General features: G+C 40.1%; 26 protein-coding genes and 1 CRISPR repeat array (1 of these 27 running past the window's edge). Of the genes, 2 read left to right on the top strand and 24 right to left on the bottom strand.

The features are described 5' to 3' along the window. Window positions 1–245: a CRISPR direct-repeat array (repeat unit 30 nt; unit sequence GTTTTAATTCCACTAAGGTACGATTGATAG); it reaches 710 nt to the left of the window's first position. Between the two features lie 210 nt (window positions 246–455). The 8 genes from cas2 to cas6 are packed head-to-tail and all read right to left on the bottom strand — an operon-like array spanning window position 456 to window position 8,326. Further along, window positions 456–719, bottom strand: coding sequence for a CRISPR-associated endonuclease Cas2 (gene cas2 / locus HQ29_RS02660; RefSeq protein WP_036790397.1), 264 nt, complete (start codon window positions 717–719; stop codon window positions 456–458). Further along, a complete protein-coding gene (cas1b, locus tag HQ29_RS02655; RefSeq protein ID WP_036867390.1) occupies window positions 719–1,735 on the bottom strand; it encodes a type I-B CRISPR-associated endonuclease Cas1b in 1,017 nt (338 codons plus the stop codon). The genes cas2 and cas1b overlap by 1 nt, the downstream gene beginning before the upstream one ends. Further along, entirely contained in the window at window positions 1,732–2,250 is a 519-nt protein-coding gene (gene cas4, locus HQ29_RS02650; protein WP_036867388.1) for a CRISPR-associated protein Cas4, read from the bottom strand. The genes cas1b and cas4 overlap by 4 nt, the downstream gene beginning before the upstream one ends. A 14-nt stretch (window positions 2,251–2,264) precedes the next feature. After that, window positions 2,265–4,565, bottom strand: coding sequence for a CRISPR-associated helicase Cas3' (cas3, locus tag HQ29_RS02645; RefSeq protein WP_052089724.1), 2,301 nt, complete (start codon window positions 4,563–4,565; stop codon window positions 2,265–2,267). Continuing rightward, window positions 4,546–5,469, bottom strand: a complete 924-nt coding sequence (gene cas7p / locus HQ29_RS02640; protein WP_036867385.1) for a type I-PGING CRISPR-associated protein Cas7/Csp1 — start codon at window positions 5,467–5,469, stop codon at window positions 4,546–4,548. Before cas7p ends, cas3 begins: the two co-directional genes overlap by 20 nt. Window positions 5,470–5,481: 12 nt before the next feature. After that, window positions 5,482–6,975, bottom strand: a complete 1,494-nt coding sequence (cas8c, locus tag HQ29_RS02635) for a type I-PGING CRISPR-associated protein Cas8c/Csp2 (RefSeq protein WP_036867384.1) — start codon at window positions 6,973–6,975, stop codon at window positions 5,482–5,484. Continuing rightward, on the bottom strand, window positions 6,962–7,645 hold the full coding sequence (gene cas5p / locus HQ29_RS02630; RefSeq protein WP_036867382.1) for a type I-PGING CRISPR-associated protein Cas5p: 684 nt from the start codon (window positions 7,643–7,645) through the stop codon (window positions 6,962–6,964). Before cas5p ends, cas8c begins: the two co-directional genes overlap by 14 nt. A gap of 9 nt (window positions 7,646–7,654) precedes the next feature. After that, on the bottom strand, window positions 7,655–8,326 hold the full coding sequence (gene cas6 / locus HQ29_RS02625) for a CRISPR-associated endoribonuclease Cas6 (RefSeq protein ID WP_036867380.1): 672 nt from the start codon (window positions 8,324–8,326) through the stop codon (window positions 7,655–7,657). A gap of 758 nt (window positions 8,327–9,084) precedes the next feature. Here cas6 and HQ29_RS02620 point away from each other — a divergent pair. Next, on the top strand, window positions 9,085–10,182 hold the full coding sequence (locus HQ29_RS02620; RefSeq protein ID WP_036867378.1) for a phosphotransferase enzyme family protein: 1,098 nt from the start codon (window positions 9,085–9,087) through the stop codon (window positions 10,180–10,182). A gap of 152 nt (window positions 10,183–10,334) precedes the next feature. Here the strand turns inward: HQ29_RS02620 and HQ29_RS02615 are convergent, their stop codons facing one another. The 16 genes from HQ29_RS02615 to HQ29_RS10070 form a co-directional block, all read right to left on the bottom strand. Next, entirely contained in the window at window positions 10,335–11,222 is an 888-nt protein-coding gene (locus HQ29_RS02615; RefSeq protein ID WP_036790422.1) for an MlaD family protein, read from the bottom strand. Window positions 11,223–11,255: 33 nt separating this feature from the next. After that, window positions 11,256–12,380 carry an N-acetylmuramoyl-L-alanine amidase family protein gene (locus HQ29_RS02610; protein ID WP_036867376.1) on the bottom strand — a complete coding sequence of 375 codons (1,125 nt, stop codon included), beginning with the start codon at window positions 12,378–12,380 and terminating at the stop codon, window positions 11,256–11,258. A gap of 4 nt (window positions 12,381–12,384) precedes the next feature. Continuing rightward, complete coding sequence (locus HQ29_RS02605; RefSeq protein ID WP_036867374.1) at window positions 12,385–13,887, bottom strand: potassium/proton antiporter; 1,503 nt, start codon at window positions 13,885–13,887, stop codon at window positions 12,385–12,387. A gap of 44 nt (window positions 13,888–13,931) precedes the next feature. After that, window positions 13,932–15,113, bottom strand: a complete 1,182-nt coding sequence (locus HQ29_RS02600) for a LysM peptidoglycan-binding domain-containing protein (protein ID WP_036867372.1) — start codon at window positions 15,111–15,113, stop codon at window positions 13,932–13,934. A gap of 14 nt (window positions 15,114–15,127) precedes the next feature. Beyond that, entirely contained in the window at window positions 15,128–16,444 is a 1,317-nt protein-coding gene (gene rimO, locus HQ29_RS02595; RefSeq protein WP_036867370.1) for a 30S ribosomal protein S12 methylthiotransferase RimO, read from the bottom strand. A gap of 32 nt (window positions 16,445–16,476) precedes the next feature. Beyond that, the gene (gene ftsY, locus HQ29_RS02590) at window positions 16,477–17,430 is read right to left on the bottom strand and encodes a signal recognition particle-docking protein FtsY (RefSeq protein WP_036790438.1); all 954 of its coding nucleotides are present in this window, start codon (window positions 17,428–17,430) and stop codon (window positions 16,477–16,479) included. A gap of 39 nt (window positions 17,431–17,469) precedes the next feature. Continuing rightward, complete coding sequence (gene nspC / locus HQ29_RS02585) at window positions 17,470–18,639, bottom strand: carboxynorspermidine decarboxylase (protein WP_052089722.1); 1,170 nt, start codon at window positions 18,637–18,639, stop codon at window positions 17,470–17,472. An 18-nt stretch (window positions 18,640–18,657) separates the two neighbouring features. Continuing rightward, window positions 18,658–19,329 (bottom strand): MarC family protein, encoded by a 672-nt coding sequence (locus HQ29_RS02580; RefSeq protein ID WP_036867367.1) that lies wholly within the window; start codon window positions 19,327–19,329, stop codon window positions 18,658–18,660. Window positions 19,330–19,340: 11 nt separating this feature from the next. Then, window positions 19,341–20,210: a hypothetical protein gene (locus HQ29_RS02575; protein WP_036867366.1), complete on the bottom strand. Its 870-nt coding sequence runs from the start codon at window positions 20,208–20,210 to the stop codon at window positions 19,341–19,343. Between the two features lie 20 nt (window positions 20,211–20,230). Beyond that, window positions 20,231–20,911: a DUF3256 family protein gene (locus HQ29_RS02570; protein WP_036790447.1), complete on the bottom strand. Its 681-nt coding sequence runs from the start codon at window positions 20,909–20,911 to the stop codon at window positions 20,231–20,233. Between the two features lie 42 nt (window positions 20,912–20,953). Continuing rightward, window positions 20,954–21,799: an MBL fold metallo-hydrolase gene (locus tag HQ29_RS02565; protein WP_235317647.1), complete on the bottom strand. Its 846-nt coding sequence runs from the start codon at window positions 21,797–21,799 to the stop codon at window positions 20,954–20,956. Window positions 21,800–21,832: 33 nt separating this feature from the next. Then, window positions 21,833–22,888: an asparaginase gene (locus tag HQ29_RS02560; protein WP_036867363.1), complete on the bottom strand. Its 1,056-nt coding sequence runs from the start codon at window positions 22,886–22,888 to the stop codon at window positions 21,833–21,835. A 130-nt stretch (window positions 22,889–23,018) separates the two neighbouring features. Continuing rightward, window positions 23,019–23,675 carry a trimeric intracellular cation channel family protein gene (locus HQ29_RS02555; protein ID WP_036790452.1) on the bottom strand — a complete coding sequence of 219 codons (657 nt, stop codon included), beginning with the start codon at window positions 23,673–23,675 and terminating at the stop codon, window positions 23,019–23,021. Window positions 23,676–23,695: 20 nt separating this feature from the next. After that, window positions 23,696–24,517, bottom strand: coding sequence for a 3-methyl-2-oxobutanoate hydroxymethyltransferase (gene panB, locus HQ29_RS02550; protein WP_036864666.1), 822 nt, complete (start codon window positions 24,515–24,517; stop codon window positions 23,696–23,698). 338 nt (window positions 24,518–24,855) lie between these two features. Beyond that, complete coding sequence (locus HQ29_RS02545; RefSeq protein WP_052089720.1) at window positions 24,856–25,218, bottom strand: helix-turn-helix transcriptional regulator; 363 nt, start codon at window positions 25,216–25,218, stop codon at window positions 24,856–24,858. Window positions 25,219–25,288: 70 nt separating this feature from the next. Continuing rightward, window positions 25,289–25,444 (bottom strand): ThiF family adenylyltransferase, encoded by a 156-nt coding sequence (locus HQ29_RS10070; RefSeq protein WP_081964543.1) that lies wholly within the window; start codon window positions 25,442–25,444, stop codon window positions 25,289–25,291. Between the two features lie 101 nt (window positions 25,445–25,545). Between HQ29_RS10070 and HQ29_RS02540 the strand changes: the two genes are divergently transcribed. Then, window positions 25,546–25,971, top strand: coding sequence for a phage integrase SAM-like domain-containing protein (locus HQ29_RS02540; protein ID WP_316931420.1), 426 nt, complete (start codon window positions 25,546–25,548; stop codon window positions 25,969–25,971). The last annotated feature ends 18 nt before the right edge of the window (window positions 25,972–25,989 follow it).

Genomic DNA, 25,989 nt, shown 5'->3' with positions numbered 1-25,989 from the left:
AAGCCGAATAATATCATTGTTTTAATTCCACTAAGGTACGATTGATAGATTCATATACAGAAAACATGATGGTTACAAACTTCGTTTTAATTCCACTAAGGTACGATTGATAGAGAGAATTTCGATGCTTGACGCAAGATGCAAAGAGCAGTTTTAATTCCCCTTAGGTACAATTGAAAGTAAAAATAATTATAAATCAAATGGTAAGCAAGGAAGTTTTAATTCCGCTAAAGTGCGATTGATACTCTCAAATTTACGAGAAAAGCAGATAAAAACAGAAAGCAAAAGATATCTAAAAGGCTATAATCCAGAATAAAAGGCTGAGCAAATCCGATAACAGAAAACCATAATAGCATTCGGAGATTTATTATTCTATGACAATCAACACCTGCAATCCCTTTCCAAAAACTACAATAATAGAGTAAAAGAAGAGCAGAAACAGACATTGAGCCGTGTCATAAGAAGATATCCACAGAGGCTTTCTCTTTTCCTATTATCTCTTTTTCCAACCAGCGGTGCTGTCGGGAGGAAAAGATGATAACACTGTCCTCCTCTTCGTCCATTATATCAGAGGCTTCCATTTTGAGTTCGAGAAGCTTTACTTCAGTGATTTCTCCCTCAAATACGGAGTTCTGAATCCAGTTGAGATATTTCCGACACAGCTTCAGCATCTTTGCCACTCGCTTTTCTCCCACATCATATACCAAGATCACATACATCACCAGTACATCTTAAATGGTTCGTATTCCTCTATATCAAGCAGATCTTTTGCCAGTTTGTAACACTCCAACTTTACCAAATGTTTATAGCTGACGGAACGCCCCAACCTTCTGTGCTTGATGGTCTCGGAAAGTCTCTCTTCAAAAGCCTGAACAAAAATCTTCTTCCCGTTTGGATTAAGAATGCATCTGTTCAGCTTTCTATCGAAATGTCTCTCCTGAATGAGTCTTTTGTTCAAAACCTTAAATATCGTCCTATCCACAAGTATCGGCTTGAAGACTTCAGAGATATCCAAGCAGAGAGAGTATCGTCGCTCTCCGGGAGTATGGAGGAAGCTGATGGTGGGATTGAGTTGCGTCTGATGTACCGCCTTCAGACACTGAGAGTAGCACATCATATTACCAAAAGAGATAAGGGCATTCACTTCATTTCTGGGTGGTTGCTTGCTTCTTGCTCCCATTTCAAAATGATCTATGATGGTATTGAAAGCCTCATAGTAGGCAATTCTGATATTTCCCTCGATGCCCATAACGGCTTCGATGGAGTCCGCAGCATTCAAATGTGAAGCAAGAGCCGAGATCTGATCTATGATTTCCTGCACATCTTTCCCTCTGTTATTGTAGTAGCTGAGATTCTTCTGCATATTAAAAGCAGCTCCTTTTATAAACTTTTTGGCAAGCGATAGGCGTCTCTCAAAATCCAGATGCGCTTTGGTCTGTGCCAGTAACATCTTGCCGGAAAGTAAGGCATCTCTTGACATAAAAGATCCGGTATAGTTCTCGTAATAGTCAAAGAAGTGAACATCCACGCCATTCTGCCCAAGGAAATTGAATAAACTGCTATTGGCCCTCAGAGAACCAAAGACAAAAAGATCGTTTATGCCCTCTATCGGAATGTATCGGGGCTGTCCGAAATGCTCAATACCATTGCCATCTTCTTCGATGGGAGTAAAGCGAAGAGTATTGTCCTTCCTTGACAACTCTCCCGGATTGAATAGATAATAACTTTTCTTCATAACGGCTCTGACTCTTTCCCGGAAAAACAAAAATCGTAGTAGCTGCAATTCTTACATATCTTAGATGATATCACAGGAGGACACTCTTTACTCTCTATTATTCTTTCTATCTCTTCTCCAATCTCCCGTATCTGCTCTCTGTCCATATCCGTTAGCAAAACCTCCTCACGCCGTCTGAGTTTCGGATATTCCAATATCCCGGTTGCACCGACCACTCCATTCTGCTCAAGGACATAGAGGTAGTAAAGAAGCTGAAGCCTATGTGCAGGTGCTATTTTATCCGATTTCTTTATCTCATGTACCACTTTGTTTTTAGCATCATAGTAGTCTATCTTTATGCCATCAAGCTCCAACTCCTCGTACCTCAAGGATCGTTGCGGATAGCTATTCTCATGAATCAACTTTCCTTCGTACACAAGATCCGATGTATGCTCCATAGTGATCCCGGAAGAAAATAACCATAGCTTTCTGTGACAGACTAAATAGTAGTTGAAATGAGTACCGGTGATAAACATTGACATCCAATAGACTATAAAAAGACATCTGATTCCTTCAGATCTATACCCTTTTCAAAAGAATAAAAACCTGTATTTACAACAAAAATACTCAGATCTTGCTCTCCTATGACAACCTTTTCTTGACTTATCATATGAGTTCTATATCCTTTCTCAAACATATATATGGGAATATCTACCGAATGAGACAATTTCCATATTTCAAATTCCATGCGTGAAGAAAAGTACTTTTTAGGAGGACGTTCTACATAAACAGTCTCTTGTGGAGATATATCACGAGACTTCCAGAAATCATTGTTTGTATCTTCTTTCTCCGGATTATTCATGGGATTGATCATCCAATTATCTCGAAATGATTTTCTCAATTTTCTTGCATTATATTGTGCTTCAAATGAATATCTACGTTCTTCTGAATATACCTTATTGACCAAATCAATAAGCATTTGCGCAGAATAACAATCTTTAGAGATCAGATCTATTGTACTTGTTAGTGCATCACAAGCTTTCCAACTCTTTGTTTTGTTGTCATAAGATCCATAGGGAGCCGGGTACATACAACCATTCTTTAGAGGAACTATAATATAAAGTTCTCCTATCTTATTATTATCAAAACGACAGAGTCGCCCCGCTCTCTGAGTAAGTCTATCTATCGGACATATATCCGATATCATAATATCAGAGCTTATATTTATACTCATTTCTCCTATTTGGGTTAGAATAGCAAATCCTTTTGCCTCTCCTTTTTCCCAAGCATTTCGCCCAAGCATCTCTATTAGAAGCTCCTCCTTTTTCTTTTTATCCGGCTCTGAAAATCTACTATGATACAGTACAACATCCTCTACTCCTACCCCTCTATTCCTAAACCAATCGTAATACATTATTGCCCTATCTACGGTGTTGGCATAAATAATAGCAGTCTTCCTCTCCAATGCTATTTGTAAAGTATTCTCAATGTTCTCCAATCCCTCTCTCTCTTGGATGTCTCTTATAAAAAATCTGACCCTTTGATAATCGGAATCATCTTCAATAAGCTCTGCATTAGAATATCCAAGTTCACGATATTCTGAAAGAATTGAGTCTGGAAGAGAAGCACTCATCATGAGAATAGGGACTTTCCAATAGCTCAAAAGTTCTAACAAAACTCTAATATTTGCTTGTGTGAAATCATCATAAAAGTCCACTTCATCTACCACTAAACAAGAATTAGCAAGATTAAAAGTAATAAGATGATGATCTTCTCGACTCAGTGTTAATGCCATTAACAGATGATCTATAGTACAGACAGTTATAGGAGTAGCTAAATACCGGGCTAATTGGTGAGTCATTCGCTCTTTTTGCACATTAGAATGCCCCATCTCTATAGCACTCTGATACTTTACATGCCATGATGTTGAATGATACAACCCTGTATCAGAGAGTGTCTTAGAAATGTTAATGGCTAAAGCGTTAGATGTAAACCGGGTTGGCATTGCAATCACCAATCGATCAGCTCTCTTATTTTCTATCTGTTTTGATGCCCATAATAAAGCGGCATCTGTTTTTCCCGCTCCTGTAGGAGCACGTACTAAAAGAAAATCTTTCTTCCAATTTGTCTCTACAAGTTTTTGGACAGTGCGTTTTTCCCAATTTGAGGGAAAGGAATACTCAAAAGAAGAAATATCAACAACCTCCAAACCTTCTTCTCTTGCACTCGCTCTGTGATCGGCTAATCTTAAAAGACCTCTTGGACCTGCATAACAATAATGCTCTATCGCTAATCTTTCAGTATTCTCTAATTCTGAAATATTATTAGCCCCCTTCAAGAACTCTATCCAAATCTCCTTTCCTGCCTCTTGTTTCCATCGTTCTTCATATCGAAATCCCAATTTCCCATGGTGTGCCCCAATGGCTACCTTAAGCCAAAGAGGAAATTTTTTCTGAACGTACTTTATGGAAGAAATCTCGTGACGGATCCCTACCATACGGAGATTTTTTCCGACTTCTGTTCCTCTCTCTAATTGGTACTGAGAAAAAGATTTAGTCTGTTCCTTTTTAAACCACAAAACAAAGTTTTCATAGTCTTTCCAACAAGCTTGTTGCCAACACTTTTCTCTCTTTCCATCGTCATGATGTCTACAAGCCAACTCCAATCTTCTGGAGAAATCTTTTCCGCTAAAGCTATGATATTTCTCCTTAGTCGCCGGCAATATGGCAATAATAGTCTCTCCTTCACGAACCACATTAGAGGTATGTTCCTCTAATGTGATTCCCGAAGGTTTAGCCAAAATCTTGGATTTTTCCTCTGATATATTTACCCTATTTGAATATGTCTTCATACTTCTTTATAATCTCATTTCCCCTCTCATCTTTTTCAGAAGGATCAAAGAGATTATTTGCTTCTAAGAAAGCAAGTGCGTCACTATATGCTTTATTGACGCTATTCTCTGTTTTATCGTCTCCTATAAAATACTTTGCATTTCTACTATCCAGTTCGGCTATAATATTCTTTCTCTCTTGCTCATCAGCACTAAAATATCTCATAGCCTTTCTACTCAAATGTTCATCAAAAACAATAAATACTTTTTCCGGTTCCCCACAAATAGCATTTCTTGCTTGATTTGCATAGTCATTCATCATTCTGGTTGCTTCCAGATAAAGCTTCACTCTTCTCTTTCTTTCTTGCTCGGTCGCGTGCTTGACGTATTTAACTCCAATATTTAGAGTCTTCTCATAATTAAATAATTTAGATATACTTAAGGCACTCACATCCAAATGAAAATTCATTAGCATAGAATCCTGTTCACTGAATTCTTTGGTAGCTATCACCTGCTGATCTTTAGCTTTATGATCATATTTTATTCTTACCAATAAATCCCTGCCTACATGACTATCATTAAGTGAAACGGCATAAGTTGTAGAAAGAGGAGCCGAACGCCTTTGGGTATACCCTCCTTTTTTAGTAGCCATAAAGCCTCCAAGATCTGCACGCAAGTCTTTTTCGATCAAAGAAGTGATACCATCGGCATTAGAAAGAAAAGTATCTTTTTTGTCCGGATCTACCATATTAAGCCTATCCATTGCGGAAAACAAAACATGTCTTTGCATTTGTCCACTGACATAGACTCGACCATCAGGTCTTCTTTTAATAGAATTAGCATTCCCCAACAGCTTATCTCCACCATTAGCAATATGGTTTTCAAAAGGTGCTACTATAGACACCAAAACTCCTGTAATATTCATCTCATTTCTTTTTTATTCGTTATTTAGATCTTCACTATCATCTTCCACGTCATCAATGTCTTCTTGCTCCATGGACTTCTTTTTACTTTTTATTCGAGAAAAAGCTATAAGAACATCCTTGGCACTATCCAATGGGATGTTTCCGGCAATTGTACTTTCAATAAATAGAGACGCTTCAAAAGGAGCATCTGTATTTGAAATTCGACCAGCCCTTGTTAAGATTTGTGCAATCATAGCAGGACCATTTTTAGCTGAAAATATTGAACTTTCTAACTCAACTAAGATCTTAAATTTTATCTCATCTCTCTTTTTCCAATAGTCTGCGGAACCTTTCGTCCCTTCCAGCTCTTTGGAAGCCACATTAGAGGCTATCTTATTCAGCCACTGTCCTAGACTTTTTGCCGATTCTACTACTTTCTGATCCATTTTTTCGATCCTTATAAAATATGTGTTAAATAATAATTCTGCACTAACAGGATATTCTGCTCTAAATACCATAAAATCCTTGAAAGATGACGAATTAAACAAGTGTAAAAAACGAGACAATGCAAAATCGAAACGTTCATATTCAATACTAACAGACTTCTGTACAACTCTTTTTCCACACTTATAAAGTATAGAGTAATACATTCCGTCAACTATGCCACGCAGTTGTTTTTGTTTTGCCAACTCTATAATATGGTGACTATACGAGAATAGCTTTGCATCCCCATATTGTATCAGATAAATATCAGCAGATTTTAGTGCGTCTAAAACGCGTTCTGCCCGAATGGAGCACTCGGAATCCTTTATCATTTCTCCCAATGCGGCGAGTAAAGATATTCCATTCATCACAAAACTTTTCGGTGCTCCGGGATAATTTCCACGATACAGAAGCGGACGTTTGGGTTTATTCTTGATTACTCTTCCCTTAAATAATCCCTCTGTTCTCTGTCTCATCATTCTATCAAAAACATATATGAAGTCAAGCATTCGCTCAGCAGAGAGATCAGGTATAATACAAAAGTTACTTCCTTCGTGCTGACAACATGGCTTCAGATCAGTCGTAGTCGCTATGGTACCCAAGATTTTCTCTTTGATAGAAGCTTTAGGCTTACTTCTTGTTATTCCTCCTTTTTCAGTAAATCCCAAAAATTCTCCAGCAAGAGGTATTTCAGACATCACAACCTCCTTCATCTTTTCAAGATCACAGTCCGACACACATAAGGTCTCTTCGTATGCACTCAGACTCTTCCATGCATGGTGGAAAAGCCTATCAGTAGAAATAACGCTCGGAGAAAGATATACTCCCTTAGCCGTATCCCCCTTCTCTTTTGCAACATACTTGTAAAGAACTTCTTCTTTTCCTTCGCAAGCCTCATTAGGCATTATACGAAAGTGTTCTTTGCTGCGTTTGATCTCTTCTAAAAGAAACTGCCGCTCTGTTTTTACATCAGAAGAATTTTCTTCTCTAAACAAAAGAAGAGCTTCCGCATATTTAATGAAAGGATGTTCATTTATCTTCATAGTTTCCAACTTCAATATTTATCCAACCTTCACTCGTTCCCAAGTAACCTATGTTATTGTTCAGAGATTCAAGTAGCCATTTCCCAAAACAAGAAGAAACCTTAAGATCCACTACATAATACCCTCCAATATCTATATATTCTCTATTCGTTGGGGTTGTATAGTAAGTGGGGAAATAACCGTTTCTTGCCCGAAATAATTTCCGATCTTTCACAATATTTTCAAGATCTTGAATTACCCGATAATCTACATTAGCACATCCACCCACATGTGTCTTTCCTTCATCCTCTCTCCTATACTGCCTTTTCCAAAAATCATTAAACTTTATGCTCTCTCTTTCCGACTTTATCTCACATTTAAGAACATCAAAATGTTCCATTAGAAGTGGCTTATAGCTTGAAGAATAATCATACTTTTCGTGTTTATATCTGGAGATATCCTTAATTATATCTTCCCTACACTTAGGACTGAAATGCCATCCGAAAATATTTTCAAATAGTCCGCATAGCATTTTTTTACTTGGAACGTCCAAAGTTTTATAGTAAGATCCCGGGAACTCTGAAACCATTGAAAGAGGGACAAGAGGTTCTAAGATGAGTTGAATCTTATCCGTAAGTTCCGGAACATCCCGAAGGATCTCAAGATTTATGCTTTTTTCTGTTGTATTCATACTGATAATCTATTTGTCTGTTATACAACCAAAACCTATACCGGTAGAGTGTCCTATTCCTATATTCCAGATATATAGTTTTGTCTCCGGCTTACCAACGATTCTGATCGGACACCAACTCGTTTTATTTTTAACTCCTCTATAATCTATGAGCATCCCTTTGGCTCCTTCGCTATCTCTAATAAATTCCGCATAAGCAGAAGGGTCTTCAAGACCTCCCATTCTGAGTTTTGCTTGAAGTGATTCTGTAAGCACGTTATCTGCTTCCTTATCTGAAAAAATAATATGAGAGTATCCTCCTTCCGGTTGTTTTTGCTTCAACAAAATGGGGCTTACCGGATAGAATATATCACAACCTGACAGATCAGGATCTCCCATGACCAATATTTCTTGGACTACTAAGCCATTGAACATGGTTGGATCTTTAGAAATTCCATCTACGAATCTATCTAAAACTTCCTTGTATGGAGTACCTATGATAAGGCTCCCGGTGGATTCAAACATCATTCCGTTCATACCCTTTACCGCTCGTCCTCCTCTAAGTCGAGAAAAACTAAAAGGCGATTTATTCCCATGCCATTCATTATCTCCCAACCATTTTTGAATGGTTCCAACAAGTAAAGGTTGATGAACAAAAGGGACAAAACTATTATTTCCGGATATGCTTAATTTAATCTTCATAAATTGTTAAATGTATTTCGGGGATTTTATTTCCTCCAAATATAGCCAATAAATACTAATATTCCAATCCATATCATAAAACAATGAGATTATTATAATGAAGATTGTAAGATCGTTCGGTTTGCTTCACAAGAAGTTTATCCGAAAGGATAAAAGAATGGCTTAATCATTTAATAACAAAATAGATAAAGAGAATAACAGCTCGCAAAAGAGAGAAAATACAGTTTAGGAAAGAGATGAAAAGGAATGGTCTTATGATGTTTGATGATGAAAAGATGGCATAAGCGTATTTATAAATATTCTTTATCAAGAATAAAAATAGGTCTAAAAGCAAACAATTGTGGAAGTCAGGACATGGGGTATAAAAATCAAGGGTAGATTTTTGGAAATCGAGATTGGGTTTTGAGAAATCGAGGCTTGAATTTTGGAAATCAACTCGTGATTTGAACTCTTTATCCTGTTTAACGAAAGATGTGAACAGGGTTATCTGAACTTCTGAACGGCTATACGGCAAGATGGAGAGCCGTGAGGAAGATATGGGATTCGGTAGAGGGGATGTTGTAGGATAGACAAAAGCAGGAAGCAATGCCATGAGGAAGATATGGGATTCGGTGGTAGGGAGTGTTGCAGGATAGACAAAAGCAAGAAGAAGTGCCGTAGGAAAATGCAGGAAGAGATACGGAGAAAAAATAGTATCTTTACGATCACGTGTTTATGGACACAAAAGATTTAGTAAACCCTTATAAACCCTTCTATTTATGACGAATACAAGAGCCGACTATGCGTCTATTCTTCAGCACTTTCCTATCGAAGGAGAGGTTGTGGAAGTGGTGCCCGTAGGTAACGGACACATCAATGACACTCTCGGAGTGAGGATGTCCGATGGAGAGTTCAAGTATATTTTACAGCGTATCAATCATCTGATCTTTACGGATGTGGAGACGCTTCAGAACAATATCTTTGCAGTTACGGAGCATATCCGCAAGAAACTATCGGAGCGAGGAGAGAAAGATTTGGACAGAAAGGTACTGACATTTTTCCGTACCAAAGATGGCAAAAACTATTATTTCGATGGCGAGAGCTACTGGCGCGTGTGCCTCTTTATTCCGAACAGCGTGAGCTACGAGGCTGTTACTCCGGAGCTTTCCTACGAAGCAGGTAAAGCGTTCGGTGAGTTCCAGGCGATGCTTGCAGATATTCCTGCCGGAGTGTTGGGCGATACCATTCCAAACTTCCACAACATGACGTTTCGCCTTGGTCAGCTAAGGGATGCAGTGAAAGAGGATAAAGCGGGCAGACTGTCGGAGGTACAGTGGTTGGTGGATGAGCTTGAAAGCCGTGCCGAAAAGATGTGCATTCAAGAGAGACTGTATGAAGAGGGTAAGCTCACGATGCGTACCAACCATTGCGATACGAAGGTGAACAATATCCTTTTTGATAAGAATGAAAAGAGGGTGCTCTGCGTGGTGGATCTCGATACGGTTATGCCGGGATTTGTTCTTTCCGATATAGGCGACTTCATCCGTACAGCAGTGAATACCGGCAGAGAAGATGAACCGGAGCTTGAGAAGATCGGCGTCAATATGCCTATATTCGAGGCTTACACTCGTGGATATATGGAGAGTGCGCAGGCATTTCTAACGCCTCAGGAGATCCGTCTGCTACCTTATGGCGGAAGACTGCTTACTTGTATGCAGACCGTGCGCTTCTTGACAGACTATATCAATGGTGATACTTACTACAAGATAGAGAGTCCGAAGCATAATCTGCAACGCTCTTTGGCTCAGTTTGAGTTTTTCAAAAGGCTGGAAGAGAAGGCGGAAGAGATGGATGCTTTCATGGCTCAATGGCTGTAATAGAGCGGACAGATCCTCTTTTTGAGACCTTTTCAAAGGTATCTTTTTATCTGTCCCGACAATAAAAAAACCGATTCGACCAAAATCGAATCGGTTTTTTATATATCCTTAAAAGATTGTTCCTAAGAAAGGAGCAGCTCGATCTCCTGTTGTCAGAAGAGAGAGAACTTCACATAGCGCTTGGGATTTGCCTTGATGTCCACAAGAAGACTGTCGGCAGAGAGGGTTACGCGGTTGAGCTGTTCGTAGAGCCTTTTGTCTGTGAGAAGTAGTCCGAGTGTATTGTCGGGCTGTTGAAGTCTCCGGGTAAGCTGATGAAGCTGCTCTACGGTACGTTGAAGCTCTGCATAAGTAGCGGCATAGTCGAGGCTGTCGAGCTTGGATGTTATGCCGGCTATGGAGGCTGCTCCGGCTCTGAAATCGGTCATCATTCCGGGCAGATGCTTGTCTATGGAGAGCCTGAGCGTACGTACGGTTTGGTTCAAGTTGATAGAGGTGGCATGTATTTCACCAAGTGTTTCGGGAATATTCCCGTTGTCAATAATGGTATGAATACCCATGAGAAGAGTATCTATCCTGTTGATCGTCCCTGCCAACTTAGGAAGAAGCTCGTCGGTAAACTGAGAAAGAATATCCGTTGTGGCTTTACTGTTCAGCCTCTCACCCGGTTGATGAAAATCGGTAGTACCGGTGCGAACAATCACCAGCTCGGCTCCACTTAAAGGGTTACCCTTGACTATGACGTAGCTGCTCTTGGGTATCTTCAGATTTTTATCTATGGACATTTCGACCTTTGTACCTGTGAAGTCTTTGTAGTCGTACTCCACAGCCGTAACCAAGCCTACCCGGTATCCGTCTATGAGGATGGGAGTGGATACGGTAACGTCTTTGGCATTTTGCAGACTGGTATAGTACACGTATTCCCGACTGAATATATTCAGTCCCTTTAAGAAGTTGAGTCCAAAATAGAGAATGACCAATGCAATGAGTCCTACAATTCCGATTCTTAACAACTGCGACTTCTTGTTGAGTGTTTCCATACAGTTTTGCTTAATATAAATACAACGATAATTCTAATCTACCCTTTTATCTCCGACAAAGGTAACGATAAAACAGCCATTAAAAACTTTCTTCAGCTTCTTTTGTTGCTCCAAAGCCTCTTTTTGAGAGGCAAAGTCGTAAAGAGTATATTTGTATTGGTCGCCATCCCGATAACATTTGAGATGCTGTCCATACCCTTTGAAGCGAGCATCTGACGGATCTATCTTTTTGGAATGAGTAAGGATCTGAATGCGGTATCTCTTCTCCCCTTCCGGAGCGGATGCTTTCGGTGTTTCTGCGTGAACAGATGTTTTGGTAGAAGCATTCACCTCTTCCGCAGGCGGCTGTGGTGCAGACTGCGCAGACTGAGCGGAAAGCTTTTTATCTAAATCCTGCTTATACTTGATCACCGCAGAGGATATGGAACGAGCCATTTCATCTATACCGGCTACGGAGTTCATGTAACTCTCTTCTTGCCGATCGGATATAAATCCTAACTCTATAAGGATGCTCGGCATGGATGTACGGCGCAAAACCAGAAAGATATTCTGCTTAACCCCTCTATTGACCCTACGTCCTCCAACAACCAAATTCTTCTGCACGTTCTGAGCCAGCTTTATGGAGCTTTCCATATTCTTATTCTGCATGAACTCGAACATGATATAGCTCTCCGTGGAGTTGGGATCGAAACCTTCATATTTTGTCTTGTAGTCATCCTCCTTAAGGATTACCGAGTTTTCTTTCATCGCTACACGAAGATTCTCTTCCGAGCGAGCGAGACCGAGAGTATAAGTTTCTATTCCTCGTGCCGACTTGGATTTTACGGAGTTGGCATGTATAGAGACAAAAAGGTCGGCATGGTTACGATTGGCATAGTCTGCCCTCTCGTTGAGACCGATAAACACATCGGTGGAGCGAGTCATCAAAACAGCGATGCCGGGATCCTGCTTACGTAGAAGCTCTCTTACTTTTAGTCCTACTTTGAGAACAATATCTTTCTCCTTGCTAATGGTTCCCAATGCTCCGGCATCCTTGCCTCCGTGCCCGGGATCTATGACCACGACAAACGTCCCCTTGCTATTGCGAGCAGAAATAGAAGAGGAGAAAAAAGGAAAGAGAAAAGAGAGAAAAAGTGCAAGTAAAGTAGATCTGGTCATAACGTTATTCGTTTACTTCCATTCTGTACGGAGCTATTCCGGTCTCTTCATAGTATGCCAAGAGAGCTTCCTGGTCGTCCGAAATGAGCAGGATATGGTCTTCCACTTGGAGTTCGGTAGTTCCGCTCGGTATAAAATAGTGTCCTCCACGCAATACCATCACCGCAAGTGTATGGCGTGGAAGGGGTATGTCTGTAAGAGTGCTGCCATAAGCCAGCATCTCTTGCGTTACAATAATCTCGCTTAGTGCGCTCTTGATCTCTTCGGGAAGCTCGACATCAAATACTCGTTTCTGCACCGGCTCATCCACCAAATCGAGCTTTTCTGCCATCCATGTAGCGGTAGAGCCTTGTATAATGAGGGAAAGCAGAGTAATGAAGAAGACCACATTGAAGATAGTAGTGGCATTGGGAACTTCTGCAACCAAGGGATAGGTGGCAAAGATAATAGGGACAGCACCACGAAGACCCATCCATGAGACGTATAGTCTTGCCTTATTACTCAAAGAGCTTCTTATGGGTAAGAGGGTCAAAAATGTAGCAATAGGACGCCCAAGAAATATTAGGAACAGAGCAATGAGTATCGCCGGGATGGCAACGTGGAAGAGTTCGGAAGGAACGACCAACAGCCCCAACGTAAGGAACATAATAAGCTGCCAAAGCCAAGCAAAGCCGTCAAAAAATCCTTTGACAGACTTCTGGAACTTGAGTTTGGAGTTTCCTACAATGAGTCCTCCGATATAGACAGCCAGATATCCATTGCCCTTAAATGCGTATGCAGAAGCAAAGATCAGCCCCGAAAATGCCAATAACAAAATGGGATATAGAGAAGGATTGGGGAGATTGATCCTATTGACCATCCAAACGGCTATCTTTCCCATCCCCCAACCGACAAAAGCACCAATGATAAACTGTCTGAAAAAGTCAAACACTGCTTCAAAAGTACTTATATCGCCTAACGAAGCCAGCTGAATAAGTATCACTGTAAGCATATATGCCATAGGGTCATTGCTTCCACTCTCCAACTCCAGTGTGGGACGGAGATTCTGTTTCAGCGTAATCTCTTTCGTCCTCAAGATAGAGAATACAGAAGCAGAATCCGTAGAGGACATTACCGCAGCACAAAGCAAAGATTGCACATAGGTAAGATGGATGGGCATGAACTCAAGCTGAAAGAGATAGTATATGAACGTTCCTGTAAGCAGTGTTGTAAGCAAGACCCCAACCGTAGCCAGAGATATTCCTTCTTTCAGACGAGGCTTTACATCCTTGAAGTTGGTATCCATACCTCCGGAAAAGAGGATTACCGTCAAAGCCATCACTCCGACGAACTGTGCAATCTTGGTATCGTTGAAGCTGATACCGAGCCCTTCTTCTCCTGCCAACATACCAACTCCCAAAAAGAGAAGCAGTACAGGTACTCCCAACTTGAAGCCGGCTCGGCTAAGAATAAGTCCTAATATGATGAGTGAAGATCCTACGAGAAGAAAATGTTCCGGAGTAAACATTGGATATGGCTTTAGATATTGTATGTTATAGTGTGGTAAGTATTTTAGAGATCGTTCTCATCGCCGGGTTTGTACTGGGAGGAGTAGATGAGGTACTCGATTCTTCGGCATCGGGATATATCTTCGGCTCTATCTCCTTTCATTTTGTACTTGTCCAAAGGAGGTATCTTGAGCTCTTGTCCGAGAGGGACATTATTGTAATCCGATATAACAGAATAGTTCTCCATGTAGATGCAGACCCAAAAGATAACATTCCCATAATGTTTCTGTGCCAATCCACTTAAAGTGGTGCCTCTTTCTACTGTCTCCACAGCAAGAGGAAGCATCTTGTCTGTCTGCTCTTCCGGTTCGGCATCTACCTTTTGAGCCTCTACCACCTCTGTTTGTGGAAGAGGAGCGGGAAGCGTTTCAGGGACTGTCTCCTTATGAGAGTTCAGATACCAAAACATAATACCTCCAAGCAAGAGAAGGAGTATGGGAATAAACAAAAAGGCAGGAGACCATTTCTTCTTGTTTTGCACAGCCGGTACAACATCAATCCCTTGTTCCGAAGAAGAGGGTGTATCTTTTTGCCCTAAAACAGAAATATCGAAACTACCGCTTTCAACCTTTTTCTCTTCCGGTATAAATCGAGGAATAGAAAATGTTTGAACCGGTGTTTCGATATGAATATCGGATATCTTTTTGATGTAAAGATCGGGGAATAAAGAGGCAGACTTTAGTATGGTTGGCTCAAAAGCCTCAAAAGGTTTTTGAAGTCGCTCGACAAAAGAGGCATCAGGGGAGAAATCGAGAGTGCTACCTTCAGAAGCATTACGCAGAGAGAGTGTACCAAATCCCTCTTGGTACGCACTTTTCCCCTCTAAAAGCAGAGACAAGAAAGAGCGAGTGTGTTCTTCCAGATCAAGGGCAAACTCTTTGCAAGAGAATGTAGAGTAAATCTCGGAAAGCAGTTGAGCCGTATGATGTTGAGAGTATGATGAGAGAAGGGACAAGTCTCTCTTCTGAAGAAAAGAGATAAGCTCTCCGGCCGGCTCGAAAACAAGAGCAATATGAGGAGGGAAAAGGTATGGAGTGTCTTCTAAAACACCGATGTACTCATCTTCGCATTTCACATAGAGAGTACCTACACCTTCCCAACAAAAAGGATTTCCGTCAAGAAGCGTAGTCTGAAGCCAGTGCACCCATAAGCATATGAGGCGAGATTCGTTCCCGTATGTGTTCATGCCACAATTTCAATTTATGTTTTGTTTCGTATCTCTGCTATAAGGTCAAAACCTATAGTGTCCACAATATCAGCTTTGTAAAACTGCCCTATATCCAAAGGAACAGACAAGCATCCTTGCTTGGAGATTAGTACTTCCGGATCGACATCGGGAGAGTCAAACTCTGTACGACCGATATAATACTCTGCATCCTCTCTGTCTATAATGACCTTTTGCTGTTGTCCTACTTTCTGTTGAGCATTATCAAAAGCAATACCCTCTTGTAACTTCATTAGTTTGGATAGTCTATCCTTCTTTATCTTCAAGGGGATATCGTCTTTATAGTGCTTCCAAGAGTATGTGTCATCTTCGTGGGAGTATGCAAAAGCTCCCATTCGTTCAAATCTTTGTGCAGCGACAAAATCCAAGAGTTCTTCAAAATCCGACTCTGTCTCTCCGGGATGTCCTACCATCATTGTAGTACGGATGTGAATACCCGGAACTTCTTGCCGAATCCGACTTAGAAGAGCTTCTGTTTCTTTTCTCGAGATACCTCTTCTCATAATCTTCAACATATTGTCTGAAGCGTGTTGCAAAGCGATATCCAAGTAGTTGCAGATCTTATCCTCTGCTGCCATAACCGGCAAAATATCCAAAGGGAACTGTGTAGGATAGGCGTAGTGCAAACGTATCCACTCCAGTCTGTCTATGGTACATAGCTCTCTTAGCAAGTCTGCCAAAGCAGCTCTCTTATAAAGATCCCTTCCATAATAAGTAAGATCTTGAGCGATGAGCTGAATTTCTTTTACACCACTATCAGTAAGAGATGTAACTTCTTTTATGATGTTATCTATACTCCTACTCTTGTGCTTACCGGTGATGAGAGGAATGGCACAATAAGAACAAGCTCTATCACACCCTTCCGAAATCTTCACATAAGCATAATGCTGTGGTGTGGTGATCTTCCTAAGACCCGAAGCATCAACAAGAAAAGCCTTGGTAAGATTTCCGACAAGGTTCTTCCAATCGAACTTTCCATAATATGCATCAACTTCCGGGATCTCCTTTTTCAGTTCTTCCCTGTATCTTTCAGAGAGGCAACCCATCACATAAAGCTGTCCTATGGCACCTTGCTTCTTTGCCTCTACCATTCTAAGAATAGTTTCGATAGACTCCTCCTTGGCATCTCCTATAAATCCACAAGTATTGATAACAACGATCTCTCCACAAACCCTCTCAGGATCATGAAAGACCTGATACCCCACCGTAATAAAATGGTGCATCAGCAGTTCTGAATCTACGAGATTTTTAGAACATCCCAGTGTTATGATATCTACTCTATTCTTTCTCATTCAAATTGAATCTCTTATATACTCCTTGAGAGTTATTCACCAAAGAGAGAGTCCACAAACTCTTTCTTACGGAAAAGCTGCAAATCGGTAACTTTTTCTCCCAATCCTATGTACTTTACAGGTATCTTAAATTGGTCTGAAATACCTATTACGACACCTCCCTTGGCTGTTCCATCCAACTTTGTTATAGCCAAAGCATTCACTTCCGTTGCAGCTGTAAACTGCTTTGCTTGTTCAAACGCATTTTGACCTGTGGAACCATCCAGAACAAGAAGAACTTCATGAGGAGCATCCGGTACAACTTTTTTCATGACGTTCTTTATCTTGGTAAGTTCATTCATCAAGCCGACCTTATTATGAAGTCTGCCGGCTGTGTCTATGATAACCACGTCTGCTCCACTGGCTTTTGCAGAAGAGAGTGTATCGAAAGCGACAGAAGCAGGATCCGAACCCATTTGCTGCTTGACAACAGGCACTCCCACTCTTTCGCCCCAAATAACCAACTGGTCAACAGCGGCGGCTCTAAATGTATCCGCTGCACCAAGAACGACATTATATCCTGCAGACTTGAATTGGTATGCTAACTTCCCTATCGTCGTTGTTTTTCCAACACCATTGACCCCCACTACCATTATAACATAGGGTTTTGTTTCCTTCGGAAGAGAAAATGCTTCGCCATCCATGGAATTGTTCTCTTCCAATAGAGCAGCTATTTCTCCTCTAAGTATTTTGGTCAGCTCGTTGGTTCCAAAATATTTGTCTTGAGCAACGCGTTCTTCTATACGTTTGATGATCTTCAGAGTGGTTTCTACTCCAACATCAGATGTTACCAAGATCTCTTCCAATTCGTCCAAGACCTCATCGTCAACCGTACTTTTTCCGGCTATTGCACGACCAATCTTAGAAAAGACATTGGACCTTGTGTTCTCCAAACCCTCATCCAGAGTTTTCTTCTTATCCTTTGAAAAAAAACCAAATAATCCCATAACTCTATCCCTTTTTGCCTTTAATATCTTCTTAACTGCCTAACACATCCTATTCAAGTAATCTTCATATCCGTATGAGCGATAAATCTCAAACGTGCCATCTGTATGCTTAATAGCAATACTTGGATGAGGAATACCATTAAACATTGTCGTCTTTACAGTAGTATAATGAATCATGTCCTCGAACAAGACAATGTCTCCAATCTTAACTTCCTGAGGAAAGGTCCAATCTCCTATAAAATCTCCACTCAAACAGCTGTTGCCTCCTATTCTATACACATATCCTTTCTCCGGAAATGCCCCGATCTCCGCTCCACGAACACGTGGCTGATACGGCATTTCAAGACAATCCGGCATGTGAGCAGTGAAAGAACCATCTATGATAAGAGTTTTTATTCCGCTATTTTCGACAATATCCAATACTTGAGTCTTCAGATAGCCGGTCTGCCATGCAAAAGCACTTCCCGGCTCTAAAATAAGCGTTAGATTCGGATATTTTTCTTTGAATCTTTGCAGCAGTGTAATCAAATGTTCAACATCATACTCCGCATGAGTCATCAAGTGTCCTCCTCCCATATTAAGCCACTTTAATTCGGGAAGATATTTTCCAAACTTCTCCTCCACATGCTTTAGAGTCTCTTCTAAATCATAAGAATTACTCTCACAATGCGAATGAAAATGAAAGCCGTCTATACCTTCGGGAAGTTCTTGAGGCAACTGAGAAGATAATACACCCAATCGTGAACCCGGAGCACAAGGATTATATAAATCGGTCCCTACCGTAGAATATTCCGGGTTGATACGAATACCACAAGAGTGTGTTCCTCCATAGCTTTGCACAAGAGGATAAAATTTTTGAAACTGAGATAGAGAGTTAAAGACAATATGATCGCTATACTTCAAAATCTCATCAAACTCATCCTCTTTGTATGCAGGAGCAAAAGTATATGTAGGGGATCCCATATATTCATACCCCATCCGAGCCTCAAATATGGAACTTGCGGTGCTTGATTTGATATACTCTCGAAATATTGGAAAAGATTTCCAAAGAGCAAAAGCCTTGAATGCCAATATTATTTCTGCTCTACTTCTTTGGGCAACATCTTGTATGAGGGAAAGATTATAACGTAGCTTCTCCTCCTCCATAACATAACATGGGGTCTTCGGATGCTCTTTTTCTGTGGGGAGAATATTCTTAAACTCTTGCATAAAACTCTATTCAAAAAATCAGCTGCCAACAGCTGTTCTAATAATTTCAGTCAAAATCGGCTTAACACCTGTTATAATAAATTCCGCAGCTATCACCATCAATATCAAGCCCATAATTCGAGAAAGAACTTTATTACCGGTTTCTCCGAGCCAAACAGTTATGCGTTCTGATGTTCTTAAAATCAGACCCGCCGAAATATAAAACAATATGATGGTCGCCACCAATATTATTACCTTTCCATTAGTATCGGCCTCTTCTCGGAGTAAAATTCCGTTGGTCATCATGCCGGGACCACACAAAATAGGAATGGCTAATGGAATTATAGAGATATTATCGGTATCCTCCTGCTTTTCCGTATCGTGATCTTCAACAAGCTTAGAGTTTCTCCTACTGCCGGCATCGTTCATCATTGCATATCCCAGATTAAAAAAGATAATTCCTCCAATAATACGAAAGCCATCTATGGATATTCCAAAGACCTTAAAAATAAGAGGTCCAAGAAATGCAAAAAACAAGAGTGTTACAATAGAAGCTGTTATAGCCTTTACGATAACTCGCCCCTTAGCCTTTTGGGTTAACCCATTTGTAAGAGAAAGATAAAACGGCATAACAGCCAAAGGATTAGATATAGTAACAAGGGATACTATACAGATGAGAAAAAATCCCCATCCTCCATCAAATACTTCCATAAGAAAATGTTTTACTCTATTCTAAATGCTTTCTTACCTATCAAATGACCATCCGAAAAGATATCTGCCCTATAATTACCCTCCAAGAGATATTCACTGATATCCCAAAACAGAGTTACCTGAACCGGTTCACCATCATACTCAATAGTTCTTTTGATAGAATATTCAAGCATTCCATTTTCATAAGCAAAAGTGCCATCATGCAGAGTCAGTATTTCTCCGTCAGGCTTCAAAATACGAACATAGAGGATCTTCTCTCCTACTTCTGCCGTTACGTTACGATCTATATTTGCAACAACACGGATTTGAGCTGCTTTCTTTATCTTTTTGGTCTCTTTACCTCTCTTATCCAATAAAGAGACTGAAATATACGAAACACTAAGCTTACTAGCCCTTTGAACCTGCTCATTCAGGGCAGTCTTCTCGGCTTGAAGTCTCTGAGCAGTAGTAGTTACCTGAGATATCTGCTGACGGACTCTAGTATTCTCCTCTTTAAGCTCCGTATTTGCTTTGTTCAACGAGTCTATCTGCTGTACATAGTGTCGCATGATCTTTCGGAGTGTTTCCAACTCCTTCTTGAGTTCTCCAATCCGTTTTGCATTATTGCTCTTAACGGTTTTCAACTCTTCCATCAAGCGCTGTACTTTTGCTTGCTCACCCTCAAGTTTTTTCAGTAGGGAGTCATTACTCACTGTGAATTTATATCCTTCATACTGCATAGATAGATCGTTAAACTCCTCTTCAAGAAGTTGTCTATCCAGTATCATCTGCTCTTTGAACTCCTTGAGCTCATTATTTTGTCTCAGAAGGATAAAACCTGCCACTCCCAAAGCTATGGCAGCCACTACAACTATGGTATAAACTAAAGCTTTCTTCTGCATATGTTGTCGCTATTTCTATTCTATAAAAACTTCTTATTATTCCACCAAAATGTTATTTTTTCGCTTTTCAATAGGCTTCTCACACTCTCCTCACTCTCAAGAGAAGAATCATCTATACCCGTAAGATGTACAGAAAGACCAACTTTCCCTCTTTCATCTTCTATAAAAGTAAGAAGATTTGTGATGGATGCAAGCTGAGACATTACGAGCTTGCCCTGTGTCGTAGCTTTAGAAGAACTGTTCTTTATGAATGTTTCAAAAGAATATGATGGCTCATGAAGAGTTTTATCTTTTTTCTTCCAAGACACATCATAAAAAGACAAAACCGAATGCTCAGGAGAAATTAAAGATGTTCTGATAACAGCAATCAAAGGATCTTTTTGCCCCTTTACCGGAAGCATACAAAGCTCTATCTTAGAGTGCTTATCCAGTACAACAACCATTCTCACATCACTCAGATAAAGGAGTCTACTTTTACCATTAAATTCATTTTCTACCTCCAAATCTACTTCTTCTTTCTCCTTCCTTGCTTCATAACGATCTATTAGATCTTTCTTGTTATTCAAGGAAAGCACGGGGAAAGCGGATTCCGGAGCGTCAATAAAAACTTCTGCAACAGTCTGAGCCGATAAGCCACCACCGCAAAAGATCAGAGCAAGGATACCCAACAGAAAAACTATATACTCTTGGAAATGCTTCATTTTCTCACATTAACTAAAAACAAAGGTACTATTCTTTTTGGGTCATAAGATTCTAATGGGAAGTTCTCCACGACGCAAGAAAAGCTTTTCGGAAGGAATGCTCCTCTTGAGCACCATTAGTTCTAAATCTTTACCCACTCTTATTCCTTCTCTAAACAAGCGATGCTCTACAAACTTGTATGCAAGATCCGGATGATTATTATCTTTGCTTAAATGACAGAGAGCTATAAAAGTCATATCCAAGTGATAATTACAAGCAAGGCATTCAGCACTTTTCGTATTGCTAAGGTGTCCTGTACCACAGGTGATACGCTCCTTTAAGAATTGAGGATATTTGCCTCCTTTCAACATCTCTTCGTCATAGTTGCTTTCAAACACAAGGAAGTTACTTTGTCTTATAGCACCCTCAACTTCCGGTGTAACATCTCCTATGTCCGTCATCAAAGTAAACACTCCTACGGGAGTCTCTATCATATAGCCAATATTGTCCGTGCTATCGTGTGGGATGGGAATAGCATGAACCTTAATAGACCCTATTTCCAAGGCCTTATTCAGATCAATCGGTTTCAAATACCCTGTAATATCTTCTTGGATATATCTACTTGTGATTAGAGCATGCATTACTTTTCTTGTAGCGTAAATAGGCATATGATATCTCGTAGCAATACTTCCTACTCCGCGCACATGATCAGCATGATCGTGTGTCACCAAGATTCCGGATAGAGAGGTCGGATCTATGCCCTTGTCTTTCAAAGCATCTGCGATCGTTCGTCCTCTAAGCCCGGCATCTATGAGTAAAGATGTTCCAAAATACGAGAAGAAGTAACAATTTCCACTGCTGCCACTTCCTATGCTAAAAAATGTAATATAGTCAGCTGATTGTTTCACCTTAATGCTATTATCTCTCCTAAGTTTGCTTCGTCAATCCAAACTTATTTCCCCTTTTAATGGCTCCTGCATAAGTTTCCTAACCGCATCCATAGGGAGTCCTTTACCCAAGAGATACATTAACTTACATAGAGCAGCTTCAAAGGTGAGATCTGTTCCACTTATAACCCCTGCTTCTGAAAGTTCATTTCCCGTTTTATAGCGACGCATTTCAACAGCCCCCATAATACATTGGGTAACATTTACAATGACAATATCTCGCGTTTCTATCGCATTACGTAAGGCCGATAAGAACCACTCATGAGTAGGAGCATTACCACTGCCAAAAGTTTCCATGACAACGCCCTTAAGGTTTGGGATGCTCAGTATTTGATCGATTACAATGGGAGTTATTCCTGGGAAAAGCTTTAGTGCAACAACATTGGCATCCATTGATGTTGAAATCTTTAATGGTGCATTCAATGGCAATAAACTTGCACTTCTTACTGCCTTTGAATAGTGTATATTTATTCCGACATCAGCAAGAGGAGGAAAATTCGGTGTGTCAAAAGCATTAAAATGATCCGTTGAAATTTTGGTTGTTCGATTTCCTCGCATCAATTTGTTTTCAAAAAAGACACAAACTTCCTGAATATAAGGCAATCCATTATCCCTTTTAGCAGCAGCTATTTCTATTGATGTTATAAGATTTTCCTTACCATCCGTCCTCAACTTCCCTATTGGCAGCTGAGACCCTGTCAATATCACAGGCTTAGCCAAATCATCCAACATAAAAGAAAGAGCAGATGCAGTATAAGCCATCGTGTCTGTTCCATGCAATACTACAAAGCCATCATAAATGTCATAGTTCTTCTCTATAACTTTGGCTATTTCTATCCATGAGAATTGCTCCATTGAAGAAGAATCCAATGGAGGATCAAAAGAGACGGATGAAATATTATATCCAAAACGCTTTAACTCCGGGACCTGTGCCTCCAAGTAGTGAAAGTCAAAAGCTTCTAAAAGCCCAGTTTCACTATTCTCTATCATACCGATAGTTCCACCTGTATAAATAAGCAATACTGATGGTTTATTGAAACCAACTTGCATCTTTTTATTCTTTTTTCTTTAGAGACTCAAAAGCAAAACACTTATCGGAAGTTATCCTCCCGAATGATAGGAAACAAAGATACAACTTTATTTCAACTCTTGAGTGATCAGAATTGGCTTCTATACAGCATTATATAAAAGGTGTTTTATCCGGATGGTCTTTGTTCTGCTCCTGTTCTTCTGCCCCTTTTAGTACAGGAAGGCTGATGTTAAACCAAGCACAAAGAACACGACACACAATTACGCTAAGAGCAGACAACAACTGGGTAAGCCCTAAGTTCACACCTATACTCACCAAAATTGTATAAATAAGCCCACCTAAGACACATGCGAGAGCATAAATATCCTTTCTAAAAACGAGAGGGATCTCATTTATAAGGATATCACGAGTCATTCCACCAAAAAAGCCGGTGATAGTTCCCATGATAATGGCAACCCAATATGGGAAACCCAAATCCAATGTTTTATCAACACCAACCACAACAAATAATCCCAGCCCTATGGCATCAAAAAGAAAAACCGTATTCTGCATACGGACCAGATATTTTTTGAAAATTGCGGTAAAAAGCAAAGCCACAAAAGAGATAATAAGATATGACTCTTGTATCATCCAGAAAGGTGTTACACCCAAAAAAAGATCTCGAACGGTACCACCACCCACCGCAGTAACAAAACCTACAACATAGGCACCAAACCAGTCAAACTTCTTCGCAGAAGCCAATCGGATACCGGATATAGCAAAAGCAAATGTGCCTAGATAGTCACAAATCGTAATAAAATCTACCATCAATCTACTTCTATAGACAGTTAATACTGCTCATTCTCATTAGGGAAGTTTCCGCTTTTCACATCTTTAATATAAGCTTTCAATGCTTCATGAATAACTTCATTAAGTTTGGCATAGCGACGAAGGAATCTTGGTGAAAACCCTTGAGATATTCCCAGCATATCGTGCATAACAAGTACTTGTCCATCTACTCCGGCACCTGCTCCAATGCCAATAACGGGGATCATTACACTCTCTGCAACTTGTTTGGCAAGTTGTGCCGGAATCTTTTCCAACACAAGAGCAAAGCATCCCAATTCTTCCAAAAGTTTCGCATCAGCAAGAAGCTTTTCGGCTTCGGCTTCTTCTCTTGCTCGAACAGCATACGTGCCAAATTTATTTATGCTCTGAGGAGTAAGTCCCAGGTGTCCCATTATTGGAATACCCGCCGACAAAATTCTCTGAACAGACTCGGTAATCTCTGAACCGCCTTCCATCTTAATAGCATCGGCATGCGTCTCTTTCATCACACGTATAGCAGAGTGCAATGCCTCCTTTGAATTTCCTTGATAAGAGCCAAACGGAAGATCTACAACAACGAGAGCACGCTTTACAGCTTTCATCACACTCTTACCATGATAAATCATCTGATCCAATGTAATAGGAAGAGTAGTAACATTCCCAGCCATGACATTAGAGGCAGAATCCCCAACAAGAATAACATCCATGCCCGACTCATCTATCAATCCACCGAAAGAGAAGTCATAAGCTGTAAGCATGCTTATCTTCTCTCCCCTCTGTTTCATTTCCAGCAGTCTGTGAGTTGTTACTTTTTTTCTATCACTACTGAGATAATTGCTCATATTTCCCTTTATCTTTTGTTCAAAATCCTTGTAATTAGAAGAGTACAAAGGTAGAAAAGAAAATCCATAAAATTTTTCTTGACCTGACTTATCTGTGCAAAAAATCAAATATCATCTTTCCTCAAGGATAACATTATGCTGTCAAGTAATTAGAGATTAATTCTCTCTATTCTTTCAAATCATTAATGTACAATTGATAGAACAACATATATAGCCAATATCCTTTATATTTTGCCACTAAGGTACGATTGATAAATCAAAGGACAAATCAACAAAGAGATCAACTAACAGGAATTTTGATTCTTCTCAAGATTTGATTTGTCGCAAATATAGAGATATTAAAGGCTTTCTACAAGCCCGTTATCGCTTTTTATTGACTCTACTATATTTTCAAGCTCCGATATTGTTTCCGCTTTATAGTAGTTCCCTTTATGGGAGACAAGTGCCATCAGATCTTCTCCTATAACTTCCTCCCTTTTAACAAAAAGCTCCCACACAGGCACCCCGACTGCTTTGGCTATTCTCTCGGCTGTTGTGGTTGTAATGGATTCTGCGTTAAGCATCCTCTTGACAGATTGCAAAGACACCTCCATTGCATCTGCAAGAATCTGATAGGTCATACCTTTTTCTTTTAAGACATCCTTTATTCTCATCTCCTCTTGTTTTACTACGTAAATATAACTCTTTATATATACGGGCATACAATTTTATATACTAAAAAAGCTAAAGCATATAATTTGGGCGCTTTAGATTACTCTCTTGAACAATATCTCAATCAACTAGCGTAATTGTCTCAAAGCCGAGGCGCAGTAGAGCCTCGGCTATATTACTTCCTATGCCACACCCTGCAAGTAGAACCTTGAAAGATTTAATCGTTGTCTGTTGCTGATCTGAAACATAGATTCTATTTCTATTATATCGGCACATAGTAATCATCATTAATGAAAGAAGTTCGCTCGTTGACAAGTCGTAATCCCTTTCCTATTTATGAAGACTTATTATTTTGATTTTCTGACAGATATACTTATTTGAATATCTCCTCCTCGCAAAGAAGGTGCGCAGCGAGCATGAAAAGCACGCTGCGCAACACCGCCAAATACCTCGAAGCCTATATAGGTACGGAGGTGAATAATAGTGATTTCAGCTATCTGCTGGTCAAAGCATTCTTTTATTTTGTGCGGCAGAACTATGAGCTTAGACACAACACGGTCGTCAAAATAATACAAGCAATCATCTCAACCTTAAATCGCCTCAAGCGTGATGGATATGATGCCCGCAGAGACTACTCGGACTACAAGATGGGCATTGAGGAGGTTACAACGGTTGCTTCGTCCGATGATGAGATAGAGCGTTTGTACAACCTTGATCTTAAAGGGCTGTCTGTAATTATCCGAAACCTATTTGTGTTTGCTTGTGAGACAGGGTCGAGGTATTCCGATTTGGTCGCCCTCTAGGACAGTAATGTGGATAAT

It is taken from the genome of Porphyromonas canoris (assembly GCF_000765975.1).
Lineage (GTDB): Bacteria > Bacteroidota > Bacteroidia > Bacteroidales > Porphyromonadaceae > Porphyromonas_A > Porphyromonas_A canoris.
This window is presented reverse-complemented; position numbering and strand designations above follow the sequence as displayed.